The organism is Rickettsia hoogstraalii (assembly GCF_000825685.1).
GTDB lineage: Bacteria > Pseudomonadota > Alphaproteobacteria > Rickettsiales > Rickettsiaceae > Rickettsia > Rickettsia hoogstraalii.
On sequence record NZ_CCXM01000001.1, the window covers coordinates 449,213 to 461,720 of the forward strand.

The following is a 12,508-nucleotide window of genomic DNA, read 5'->3' on the forward strand; positions in this document are numbered from 1 at the left end:
TTTACAACAGGATCTAATTAATGATATAAAAAATATCAAATCGTTTATATTATAATGAGAATACTAGTAACAGGAGCTAACGGCTTTATTGGATCATATATTACAGCTGAATTATTAAAGAATAATTATGAAGTAATATGCTGTGTTAGAGATGTTGAATCTACCAGGAAAAAATTCCCTACTGCAGAAGTGATATATTGTGATTTTAATATAGACCTAACCCCACAAAGCTGGATAAATAGATTAAATAATATAGATATAGTTATTAATGTATCAGGTGTATTAACGTCTAGTCATGCTAATGATATTGAAAATGTTCATGTCAATGGTCCAAAAGCTCTATTTAAGGCTTGTACCCTTACTAACGTAAAAAGAATTATTCATATTTCAGCTCTTGAAATAGATGATGAAGAAAACACTGCTTATGCTTTAACTAAAAAAGCAGCTGAAGCATATTTACAAAAATTAGAAAATCTAGATTGGGTGATTTTACAGCCATCTCTTGTTTACGCAAGCGGTTGTTACGGTGGTACCTCACTATTTAGGGCTCTTGCAACATTACCGTATTTTATTCCTTTAATAGGCGATGGTTTACAACAATTTCAACCTATTCATATTGATGATTTAACGAAAGTAATTATTCACTGTATAGAAAGAGAAGGAAAAATCCACAAATTATTAAAAATAGTTGGACCAGACATAGTTACCATGAAGGATATCTTGCTTGGATTTAGAAGATGGCTTGGAGTTAATCCTGGAAGACTAATTAAAATTCCTCTAATATTCATTAAAATAGCAGCTAAATTAGGAGATTTTCTAAAAATAGGACCTATTAACTCTACTGCGTATAATATGTTACTTCAACCTAATATTGCTGATAAAAAAGATTTTATCGATTTTACTTCTATAATCCCTAGAAACTTGCAACAAGGTTTTGCAACCGAACCTTTAACCGTACAATCCATATGGCACGCTAGGCTTTATTTTCTAAAACCTGTGATAAAAATTGTCTTAGGGCTATTTTGGATAATGACAGGAATTATTTCAAGCATTTTTGCTTATGATGCTAGTATGCAAATTATAATATCACTAGGATTTGACAAACAAATAGCACCTTACATATTATATGGAAGCTGCTTTACAGATATTATTCTTGGAATTCTACTAATTATCAAAAATAAAATAAGTAGAATATGTAGTTTACAAATTTTATTAATACTAGCTTATACTATACTATTAACATATCTTAAGCCAATATTGTTGCTAGATCCGCTTGGTCCGATATTTAAAAATATTCCAATAATATTACTTACTTTAGTATTAATGGCGATAGAACGAGATAAATAATGGATTATCTTTTTATAAAAACTATTCATATTATTAGCTCTACCATTTTATTTGGTACTGGAATCGGTACTGCTTTTTTTATGTGGTGGGCAAATATAACCGGCGATTTGAATGCAAAGGCATATGCAGCTCGCACTACAAGTTATAGCTGATCTTCTTTTTACTACTCCAACTGTGATAATTCAACCGATTAGCGGCATAATATTAGTAAATATGCTTGGCTATAATTATTCTGATTTATGGCTTATCTTAACTTATATCGGATACATAATCGCCGGTAGTTGTTGGCTTCCGGTGGTATGGATTCAAATTCAACTACGAAATATGGCATTTGAAGCATTAAAACAGAGAACTCCCCTACCGGAAAAATATTATAAATTATTTAAATTATGGTTCTACCTAGGCTGGCCAGCATTTATCAGTTTGATTATTATTTTTCTCTTAATGGTATTTAAACCGTTATAATATTAGTTTAGGATAAATATTCGGTGTCATCCCGTGGCTTGACCTATAGTACCGGACAATTTTCAAAAAGCTCTCGATGTCATCCCTGCGAAAGCAGGGATCTATGCTAAAAAAATCTTGATTTCAAAGATTTTTTTATTAGATAATTTTTTTCAAATAAAGCTTTAAAAAGCTTTATTTGACTGGATTCTTGCTTTCGCGGGAATGACATAAAGTAAAAATTGTCCGGTACTATAGGCTTGACCACGGCATCCAGTTAAAAATACTAAAATTATTAGTATTTTTTATTGTTTTTATGGACCTAGTTAGCAAGCGAACTAGGTGACACAGTGGGTTTTACCGGTCCACGCAACAATGCCTCCTCGCAATGACGGAAAAAACGATCCACACATATTTACGCCGGTATATCTTCAATAATCGGTTGTTTTTTGTTTGATTTTGTAGAAATAAGAGAGGTCATTATCGGTTCTACTAAGCCGTTAACTACCTCTTTTGTAATAGTAACACGCTGTTTTTTTAGCTCAGCAACTTTATACATACTATCAAGCAAAAGATGCTCAAGTATTGAACGAAGTCCTCTTGCTCCCGTCTTTTTAGCTAGAGCTTTTTCAGCAATAGCTTCTAGTGCAGAATTCTCAATTACAAGCTCAGCATCATCAAGCTCAAATTGTTTCTGATATTGCTTTACTATGGCGTTCTTAGGCTTAGTTAGAATTGTAATTAAAACTTCTTTGTCTAACTCATCTAAAGTAGTAACGATGGGTAACCTACCGATAAATTCAGGGATTAAACCGAATTTAGTTAAATCCTCAATCTCTAGGGATTTAAGAATCTCACTATTATTTTTCTCTTTATCTATATTTACGTTAGCTGCAAAGCCTATAGAACTATGATTAGTTCTTGCGGTTATAATGCTATCAATCCCCATAAAAGCACCACCGCAAATAAATAAGATATTTGAAGTATCTAACTGTACGAAATCTTGTTGCGGGTGTTTCCTACCGCCTTGAGGAGGCACGGAAGCAACTGTTCCTTCCATAATTTTAAGTAATGCCTGCTGTACTCCTTCACCCGATACATCCCGTGTAATAGAAGGATTCTCCGATTTACGGGCAATTTTATCAACCTCGTCAATATAAATTATACCTTTTTGTGCTTTTGCTATATTAAACTCAGCTGCTATCAATAAGCGTAGTAATATATTCTCAACATCTTCACCGACATAACCGGCTTCCGTTAAGGAAGTAGCATCTGCCATAGTAAAAGGTACATCTAGAATTTTAGCGAGCGTTTGCGCAAGTAAAGTTTTTCCTGAGCCGGTAGGACCGATCAATAAAATATTCGACTTATTAAGCTCAACGTCATTATTGCCGGATTGTACATATTCAAGTCTCTTATAATGGTTATAAACCGCTACTGCTAAAATCTTTTTAGCTTGGTCTTGCCCAACTACATAATCGTTTAGAATTGCACATATTTTTTGCGGCGGTGGAATTGAAGAAGTAATTTGCTTTAACGCAACTTTACTTTCTTCTTTCATAATATCCGTGCATAAATCTATACATTCATCACAAATAAATACCGCAGGACCTGCTATTAGTTTTTTTACTTCATGTTGTTTTTTACTACAAAACGAACAAATCAATTCTTTTTTATCAGCTTCTACTACCATTAACTTTCTTTTTTATGTTTATTTTAACAATTCTTATTATCGTCATAAGCTACGGAAATTACAAAGTAATTGTACGTCCGCAATCTCAAGATATTTGACGAGATTGCCACGCAGCCTACGGCTGCTCGCAAGGCATTGTTGCGTACATATAATAATCTTTATGCTCATTTGCAACTATTTCGTATTTTTTAAGGATTCCCTCCCTAGCAAAACCGCATCTCTCAAGAAGATTAATCGAACGAAAATTATCAGTAATTACTGTTGCCTGTACTCTTATAATACCAATATAATCAGCAAATTTTAAAATATTCTTTATAGATTTTAACATCATACCTTGACCCCAAAAATTAGGATCTAGATCATAACTTATTTCTGCTCTATGATGCTCTAGATTTATTATATTAAACCCTGCTGTACCTATCAATTTATTATCGTCTTTAAGGGCAATTCCCCAATAAAAGCTTCTATGATTTTTATATAAACTAGACCAATAACGTATTTCTTCCTTAGCTTCTTCTAAGTCTTTAGGTCTATTACTATCAGTTATATAAATATCCATTTCCGACTTACTCATATAATTAAAATAATCTTGTGCATCATCTTCGACTAACGCACGTAAAACTATATCGTTTAAATCAAGTACAGGAAAAGGAGCATATAAATATTCTCTATTTATCATACATATTTAATCGGGTCTTGTATATTATTCTTTTTAAAAGCATCAAGCCTTATCATACAAGCAAGGCAATTACCGCAAGATGAATCATCTTCAGTAGATTCATAACATGATATAGTATTTTTGTAATCTACACCAAGTTCGAGGCCGGTTCTAATTATTTTCTCTTTAGTCATATCAATTAAAGGCGTATGAATAGTAATTTTTTTACCCTGTATTCCCATATTGGTTGCTAAATTTGCCATTTTTTCAAAAGATTTAATATATTCAGGACGACAATCAGGATAATTTGCCGAATCGCTTGTATGCACACCTATAAAAATGTCTTTTGCTCCTATTACTTCTGCATACCCTAGTGCATAACTTAAAAATATCGTATTACGAGCAGGCACGTAAGTAACCGGCACATCTTCAGGTAGTTCGTTTACATCGTGATAATGCGGAACATCTATATTATCATCGGTTAAAGCAGAACCACCGAAAGCTCGTAAATCTATATCAACAATCTTATGCTGCTTGACGTTATATTCTTTTATAAGCTCCTTAACTTTCCGAAGCTCTGCATTATTACGTTGTCCGTAATTAAAACTCATAGCATAGATTTCATAACCCATTTCTCTTGCTATTGCAAGAACCGTAGCAGAATCTGCTCCGCCGCTAACTAAAATAACTGCTTTTTTCATTGTTTACCGATAAAGTTAATTTTTGAGATACTAGAGCATTTAAACTAATTTTTGCTCTAAGTGCTTCAAGTACTAAAGCTCGATGCACACGTTTATCTACTCTAACATTAAACTGCCCGCTATACTCTTTCCTAAACGGAGCGAAGGGAATAGATTGATTATGACTTATATAACTTTCTTTCATTAAAGTCCAAGCTTGTTGTAATTCTTGCAGTGCTTTTTCAGGCGAATTGCCAAAAGCCGATACGTTCGGTAGCTCTTCAAATCTTGCTAGCCAATCTCCATCCGTATCTTTAAAAAGCTCTATAGTAAACCCGTCAAATGCGTCATTTGTTTTCATCTTGTATATTCAGTTTGTCTATATATAAACTATATTGTAATTAAATAAAATTATGAACTAAAAAATTATTCAAGAATTAAAAAACGTAGGGTAAGAATCTTACTTGTAAATTTCTTACTTTTAGTATACTATAATTCTAATGATAAAATTATTTTATAATTATGAAAATATCTACTAAGGGACAAATTACCATACCTATTAATATCAGAAGTAAATTAGGAATGCTGCCTAATACTGAAATTTCTTTCGTTTTACATAAAGATGGAGTTTTTATTAAAAAAGAAAAAAAATTCCAATCAAAGAGGTATAAAATTAATACAACAATTATCAGGTAAGAGTACATCAAATATGTCTACCGATGAAATAATGAAATTAACTAGATCATGATTTTAGTCGATAGCAATATAAATACTAGATATTATAACTTTTGATAATAATTGGTATGAGTGGTCTTCAGATCAAATAAAATTATTTTCGCAATTTCATGAACTTATAATTAATGATATTATTTATACTGAAATATCAATTGGGTTCAAAAGAATAGAAGAGTTAGAAGCTACAATAACTGAAAATTTTTTTAAACTTACCCCCATGTCTACAGAAGCATTGTTTTTAGCAGGCAAAGCCTTTCAAAAATATAAATTGAACGGTGGTATTAAAAATTCAATATTACCGGATTTTTTATTGGTGCTCATGCAAGTATATTAAAGATAGACTTATTAACACGAGATGTAAGTCGATATAAAACGTATTTTCCAAAAATAAATCTTATTACTCCTAAATATTCTTGACTAAATCCTTCTGATAATCTAAATTTACGTTGTTAATTTATGGCGGGTGTAGCTCAGTTGGTTAGAGCATCAGGTTGTGGTTCTGAGGGTCGCGGGTTCGAAACCCGTCACTCGCCCCATATTTTGGGGTTGTTGCCGTCATTGCGAAGAGCAAAGCGACGCGGCAATCTAGTACAAACGTCCTGAGATTGCCACGCTCCTTTTAGTCACTCGCAATGACATTTTTTTCTTATGGATATCAAACTTTTATATAGACTGATTAAGTATCTAAAGTTCTATAAAAAAGACTTGATCATCGTTATGATTTCTTTACTTAGCGTGTCAGCTTCATTATTACTAATCGGTAGTGTTTTTAGAAATTTAGTTGATAACGGCTTAAGCCAAGACCATATTTTATCGGTTGATAAATCTATATTATATATTTGTTTATTAATTATCATCTTAAGTATTGCTAGTTTTTTCCGTTCATATTTTATCAATAATGTTGCTGAAAAGACAGTTAATCAAATAAGAAAAGAAGCTTATAGTAATTTAATTAATTATGAAATTGAAGAGTTTGAAGAACTAAAAATCGGCGATATAACTTCACGCCTAACAAATGATATAGATCAAATATCTACTCTCATAGTTAATTTCTTATCTTTTTTTATTCGCAATTCAGTGATGCTAATTGGCGGCGTTACTTTAATGTTTTTTGAAAGCTTTAAACTCGCTTCTATAGTAATTATTACCATTCCTATCTTATTAATTCCTTTAATTAAATTCGGCAAGCATGTTAAGGCTTTATCTAAAAAAGCTCTAGAATCTAAGTCACTTTTAGCATCGGATATTGATGAAACTTTTAATAATATTAGAGCTATTTATGCTTTTAACAATCAAACAAATAAAATTGCCGATTTTGATACTAAACTACAAAATTATTTAACATACTGCAAAACCCGTTTAAAAATTCGTGCTTTATTCTTTGCGATTTCAATAGCAATTATATTTCTTGCAATTACTTTAGTTGTTTGGATTGGAGCTTCGGATATAGTTAAAGGGAATTTATCTGCCGGTCAAATTATCTCGTTTATTTATTATGCTATTATTGCCGGCTTTAGTAGCGGCGGTATTTTTGAGCTACTAAGCGAAGTGCATTTACCTGTTACAGCCCTTGAGAGAATAATTACAATTATAGATAAGACACCTATAGCACATAATAATTATTTAGAATTAAATAATTCCGATCCAATCTCGATAGAATTTAAAAATGTCGATTTTACCTATCATTCAAGACCTAATTTAAGGATTATTAATAATATGTCTTTGAAGATAAATGCCGATAAATTTATCGGTATTATAGGCAGATCAGGCGGAGGCAAAAGTACCTTGATGCAGTTACTGCTGCGTTTTTACCGGCAAGAAAGCGGCACTATCCTTATTAACAATCAAGATATAACTCTTTCAAATCCTGCTGAAATTCGTAAATTAATTGCCTATGTTCCCCAAGAAGCTAACATTTTTTCCGGCACTGTAAGGTCCAATATTATATTCGGTAATACGCAAGCAAGCGACGACGAAATAAATGAGATAATAAAAATTACGGGAATAGAAGAATTTGCTGCTAAACTTCATGACGGTATCAATGCTAAAATCGGTGAGAGAGGAGTTAGATTATCAGGAGGACAAAAACAAAGGATAGCTATTGCTAGAGCATTATTACGTAAACCACAAATTTTACTTCTTGATGAAGCAATGAGTGCTTTAGATACGATGAGCGAGCAGAAATTACTAGAATCTATAAAAGAAATAATGAAAGGGAAAATTATTATATCAATTGCCCACCGGATTAGTAGTATAGAATCAGCTGATTATATTTTAGTGATAGATAAAGGAGGAGTAGTCGCTGAAGGATCACATAATGATTTATCTAAAAACTCAGAAATCTATCGTAATATTTGCAGAGAACAACTAACAATATAAAGGGATATGTCATTGTTGCGTGGATACCACCCCGTCATTGCGAGCAGTCGTAGACTGCGTGGCAATCTAGGAAAAGATTAAAAAAATTCTGTAAATCAGAATTTTTTACTAGATTGCTTCGTCAATTGCTATGCAATTTCCTCGCAATGACGGATAAGCCGGTCCACTCAACAATACCTCACGGGCATGACAATACAGTATATAATTGATATATTTGTTACAATAAAAGTTCTATAGTATAAAAAAATTTAAATGTTTAATATAATTTAGCTTGAAAGCTGCTGTGGCTTTGTTATAATCATAATTACAAAACAAAAAAGGTTTACAAAATGAAAAATTTATTAAAGATTTTATTAATTCTAGCTTTCGCAAGCCCAGTATTTGCTTCATCAATGCAAATGCCTGACCCAGCTTCAGTTACAACAACCCAAATACAAGCTATGAGTACTGACGATCAACAAGCTTGGGTTGCTAGTTTAACAGCAGATCAGTATAATATGTTAAGTCCTGATGTCCAAAAGTGGGTAATGGAAAATACTACCGATGCTCAAAAACAAGCTTTAGGAATTAATCAGTAATATTTTAATTGATTTTTAAAATTGATAGGGGACTGTTAACAAAATAATTCTAATTGATAATTAAAAAGAATTTTTAGCGAAAATTAATAAGATTTTTGAAGGAATAGTTAATCCTATTTCAAAAAAGTTTTATAATTTACAGCAAAAGTAAATTTAATTAGCTTTAAAATTTATTTTGTTAATAGTTCCATATGTTAGAAATAATTATTCTTAACATATATCACTAAAAGTTTCTGCTTTCACTTCTTTTCAGTCTTCCTGTTATCGTGTCATGTATATACTCATTGATAAATAAAAATTGCTAGACGAGTATAAATATTCATTTATTCTTTCTTTAGTAAAATAATAGATTGTCATTCCTGCGGAAGCACATGAGTGTCAACTTAAGACTCTATGTCATTCCCGCAAAAGCGGGAATCCAGCATAAAGCGAGATAATCGAGCTTTTTAAAAAATATAATAAAAAATCTTTAAAATTAAAGATTTTAACATGGATCCCTGCTTTCGCAGGGATGACACCTAGTGAGATTCGCCTTAAGTTGACACCTATACGCTTTTGCGGGAATGACATCGTCAACGCAACCTAAAACTAACAATTACTTATGAAATTACTTATTACCGTAATCGTCATGGAAATACTCGCTGGAGCGGAAATAGATTTATTCGTTCCAAGCTTCCCTGAAATACAAGATACATTCAACCTTTCAACTTTTATGACGGAACTACTACTCGGTGTAAATCTAACCGCTTATTGTATTACTTCGCTTATAGTTGGTAATTTAGGAGATAGGTACGGACGCAGACCGATTATTATACTCGGTTTACTGATTTTTAATCTTGGTAGTTTATTTTGTGTATTTGCAAATAATTATGAAGCTATATTATTTGGAAGATTTTTGCAAGGATGCGGGATATCATCGGTTGCAGTGCTAGTATATGTTGTTCTTGCCGATATTTATTCGGTACAAGAGCAGCAGAGATTAATGGGTATTTTAAACGGCACTATTGCCCTTTCTATGGCAATAGCACCGGTTATAGGTAGCTACGTCAATTTATTTTGGGGCTGGCGTGGTAATTTTGTTTTATTGCTTATAGTAGGTTTGATTAGTCTAATTCTTGGCATATTATTTATTCCAAAAAGAGAAGTTAATAAAAAAATACGTATTTCTTTAAAAGAATATATACCTATATTCAAATCGCCAAAAGCTATATATTATATACTTACAATGATATTTCTTGCACAAGGATATTGGATATTTATTGGGATTGCTCCTATTTTATATATGCAAGATTTAGGTGTAACTTTAGAATATTTCGGACTTTATCAAGGAGCAATGGCGGCTCTATTCTCAATTATGAGCTTTTCAAGCGGTTATTGTTTTAAAAAATTCGGTATTAAAAATTGCTTCTATTTTGGAGTTATATTTATAATACTATTCCTACTAGGAAATAGCATATTAGTTGTATATAATATTAATAATCCTTTAACCATAACAATAGTTACTTTATTATTATCTCTTGGCGTGATATATCCGATTAACATATTATGGCCGCTGCTTTTAGAAGCTATTCCGGACGGCAAAGCTCGAATGACAGCTATGTTTACTGTGGCTAGATTGATTTTAACGGCATTTGGGTTGCAATTAGTAGGATTTTTATATAACGGTACTTTTACCCCTCTTGGCATTACTATATCCATTGTTACACTATTTGGGTTAGTAACATTACCTAAATTATTTAAGTACGATAAAGTCTTTGAGATTTCTGATAGAGTGTAGAGGCCTTTGTTTCGTCATTGCGAGCGACTACAAGGAGCGTGGCAATCTCAGGAAATAAAAACTAGATTGCCGCGTCGCTTCGCTCCTCGCAATGACAGTTTGGATGTAAAAAAATGATCAATAACAATTTTATTTTCAAGATAGCTTTCAGATATTTTAGAGCTAAGAAAAACGAAAAATTTGTTTCTATTATTTCTGCTTTTTCTTTAGTAGGCGTAATGATTGGCGTTGCAGCATTGATAGTAGTCATGTCCGTTATGAACGGTTTTCATATAGAGCTTACTAAAAATATTATTGGGTTAAATGGGGATATAGTAATAAATCGGCAAGGCGGTAGTATTGATAACTATGAAGAGATTAAAGCCAAACTCCTAAAGCAAGATTATGTAAAGCATGTAACATTCATCGCTCACGGTCAAGCTTTGGCTCTCGGTAAAAGTAATAACAGCGGTGTGCTTGTTAAAGGTATGAAATTAAAGGATCTAAGTTTAAGAAATGAAATTTTTAAAAATATAAATTTCGGTAGTTTTGATGATTTTCACGGCAAAAACGTAATAGCACTCGGAGAACAATTAGCAAGTAATTTAGGCGTAACAATTGGGGATAAGATTAGATTAATTTCACCAAATTCAGTTTCTACCGCCTTTGGCAGTATGCCAAGATCAAAAGAATTTAAAATTATCGCAATTTTCAATAGCGGTATGTATGATTATGATTTGACAACGGTATTAATGCCGCTTACCGCAGCACAAAATTTCTTATCTCTCGGCGACGATATTAATTTAATTGAAATTAATAGTCTAGACCCCGATAAAGCTCTTGCATATTCATATAAAATACAATCATTATTAGGTCCAAACCTATATGTATTTAATTGGCAAACCTTAAATTCACAATTTTTAAGTGCCCTTGCTGTTGAGCGTACTGCTATGTTTACTATTCTATCTTTAATTATTACGGTTGCCGCATTTAATATTATTTCAAGCTTATTTATGCTTGTTAAAGATAAAACTTCAGATATTGCAATTCTTAGAACTATGGGAGCAAGCACTAAGCAAATAATGCTTATTTTTATCTATAACGGAATGTTTATAGGATTACTTGGCACAACACTAGGTGTAATCCTTGGTGTTACTTTCTCTTATAATATTCAAACTATCAAGAATTATTTGGAGCGTATAACAGGTACTAAAATTTTTGAGGCAGCTATTTATTTTCTTTATAGTTTACCTTCAAAAGTAAGAGCTGAGGATATTATTTTAATTACCTCTTTATCTATAATATTGTGTTTTCTTGCGACAATTTATCCTTCTTATAGAGCTTCAAAATTAAATCCCGTGGATGCCTTAAGATATGAATAATACAGTCCTCATTTTAAAAAATATCTCAAAACATTACAGCCAAGGCAAAACTATTGTTAGAGTACTCGATGATCTTAATTTAACGGTTAATGAGGGTGAATTAATCGCTATAATAGGTTCTTCAGGTAGCGGCAAATCAACTTTACTGCATATTGCCGGCTTGCTTGATAAACCTACAAACGGTCAAGTCATCATACCAAATAGCAAGTATCAAAAATATCATCTCATTCGTCTTCATTATTTAGGTTTTATCTATCAACAACATCACTTACTTAAAGATTTTACCGCTCTTGAAAATGTTATTATGCCAAGGCTTATTAGCGGTCTTGATCAAAAAGAAGCAATAGAAGATGCAACAAAGATATTAGATGATTTAGGGCTTGGGAAAAAACTCTATAATATGCCCGGAGAATTATCGGGAGGAGAACAACAACGGGTCGCTATAGCTCGGAGCTTAATTAATAAGCCAAAAATTATTTTAGCAGATGAACCGACAGGTAATTTAGATCCCAAAACTACAAATGAAGTATTTAATTTATTTTTAAAAGTAGCAAAAGAACAAAACACCACAGTTATTATGGTAACACATAACCATGAGTTAGCACATAAAATGGATAAATTATATAAGCTAAAGCACGGATTATTAAATATAGCTTGATTTAAAGCTCAAAAATTCTAATAATTATATATAGATTCTGTGAAAATTTCTAAAAAGATTTAATTTTGGCTCTTTTTTGCTGCAAATTATAAGATTTTTTTGAAATATGAATAACATCTTATCAAAAATCTTATTAATTTTCGCTAAAAATATCCCAAAATAGTAAATCAATTAGAAATTTTCACAGAACCTAATATT

13 protein-coding genes and 1 tRNA gene are annotated in these 12,508 nt (G+C 31.9%); 10 read left to right on the forward strand and 4 right to left on the reverse strand.

All coding sequences use genetic code 11. The features are described 5' to 3' along the window. The first annotated feature begins 54 nt into the window (after positions 1–54). From BN1174_RS08490 to BN1174_RS02430, 3 genes are read left to right on the forward strand one after another with little or no spacing between them, the layout of a single operon-like run. A complete protein-coding gene (locus tag BN1174_RS08490; RefSeq protein WP_082022264.1) occupies positions 55–1,347 on the forward strand; it encodes an NAD(P)H-binding protein in 1,293 nt (430 codons plus the stop codon). Then, entirely contained in the window at positions 1,347–1,499 is a 153-nt protein-coding gene (locus BN1174_RS12215) for a DUF2269 family protein (protein ID WP_269378796.1), read from the forward strand. Before BN1174_RS08490 ends, BN1174_RS12215 begins: the two co-directional genes overlap by 1 nt. Continuing rightward, on the forward strand, positions 1,471–1,812 hold the full coding sequence (locus BN1174_RS02430) for a DUF2269 family protein (RefSeq protein WP_269378798.1): 342 nt from the start codon (positions 1,471–1,473) through the stop codon (positions 1,810–1,812). The genes BN1174_RS12215 and BN1174_RS02430 overlap by 29 nt, the downstream gene beginning before the upstream one ends. A gap of 394 nt (positions 1,813–2,206) precedes the next feature. Here BN1174_RS02430 and clpX read toward each other — a convergent pair whose 3' ends face one another. The 4 genes from clpX to BN1174_RS02450 form a co-directional block, all read right to left on the reverse strand. After that, positions 2,207–3,484, reverse strand: coding sequence for an ATP-dependent Clp protease ATP-binding subunit ClpX (gene clpX / locus BN1174_RS02435; protein ID WP_040256222.1), 1,278 nt, complete (start codon positions 3,482–3,484; stop codon positions 2,207–2,209). A 115-nt stretch (positions 3,485–3,599) separates the two neighbouring features. Beyond that, complete coding sequence (locus BN1174_RS02440) at positions 3,600–4,163, reverse strand: GNAT family N-acetyltransferase (RefSeq protein WP_040256223.1); 564 nt, start codon at positions 4,161–4,163, stop codon at positions 3,600–3,602. Continuing rightward, positions 4,160–4,843: a 7-cyano-7-deazaguanine synthase QueC gene (gene queC / locus BN1174_RS02445; RefSeq protein WP_040256224.1), complete on the reverse strand. Its 684-nt coding sequence runs from the start codon at positions 4,841–4,843 to the stop codon at positions 4,160–4,162. Before queC ends, BN1174_RS02440 begins: the two co-directional genes overlap by 4 nt. After that, positions 4,818–5,183, reverse strand: coding sequence for a toxin-antitoxin system HicB family antitoxin (locus BN1174_RS02450; RefSeq protein ID WP_040256225.1), 366 nt, complete (start codon positions 5,181–5,183; stop codon positions 4,818–4,820). Before BN1174_RS02450 ends, queC begins: the two co-directional genes overlap by 26 nt. 161 nt (positions 5,184–5,344) lie before the next feature. Here BN1174_RS02450 and BN1174_RS02455 point away from each other — a divergent pair, with 161 nt between their 5' ends. The 7 genes from BN1174_RS02455 (at position 5,345) to BN1174_RS02490 (ending at position 12,310) form a co-directional block, all read left to right on the forward strand. Beyond that, positions 5,345–5,518, forward strand: a complete 174-nt coding sequence (locus BN1174_RS02455) for an AbrB/MazE/SpoVT family DNA-binding domain-containing protein (RefSeq protein WP_231555758.1) — start codon at positions 5,345–5,347, stop codon at positions 5,516–5,518. A 498-nt stretch (positions 5,519–6,016) separates the two neighbouring features. Next, positions 6,017–6,093: transfer RNA gene (locus BN1174_RS02465), tRNA-His, on the forward strand. A 112-nt stretch (positions 6,094–6,205) separates the two neighbouring features. Further along, a complete protein-coding gene (locus tag BN1174_RS02470) occupies positions 6,206–7,936 on the forward strand; it encodes an ABC transporter ATP-binding protein (RefSeq protein WP_040256233.1) in 1,731 nt (576 codons plus the stop codon). 329 nt (positions 7,937–8,265) lie between these two features. Then, positions 8,266–8,514, forward strand: coding sequence for a DUF2673 domain-containing protein (locus tag BN1174_RS02475; RefSeq protein ID WP_011270565.1), 249 nt, complete (start codon positions 8,266–8,268; stop codon positions 8,512–8,514). 601 nt (positions 8,515–9,115) lie between these two features. After that, entirely contained in the window at positions 9,116–10,291 is a 1,176-nt protein-coding gene (locus BN1174_RS02480; RefSeq protein ID WP_040256237.1) for a multidrug effflux MFS transporter, read from the forward strand. Positions 10,292–10,404: 113 nt separating this feature from the next. Then, entirely contained in the window at positions 10,405–11,652 is a 1,248-nt protein-coding gene (locus tag BN1174_RS02485) for a lipoprotein-releasing ABC transporter permease subunit (protein WP_040256239.1), read from the forward strand. Continuing rightward, positions 11,645–12,310 carry an ABC transporter ATP-binding protein gene (locus BN1174_RS02490; RefSeq protein ID WP_040256241.1) on the forward strand — a complete coding sequence of 222 codons (666 nt, stop codon included), beginning with the start codon at positions 11,645–11,647 and terminating at the stop codon, positions 12,308–12,310. Before BN1174_RS02485 ends, BN1174_RS02490 begins: the two co-directional genes overlap by 8 nt. Positions 12,311–12,508: the final 198 nt, after the last annotated feature.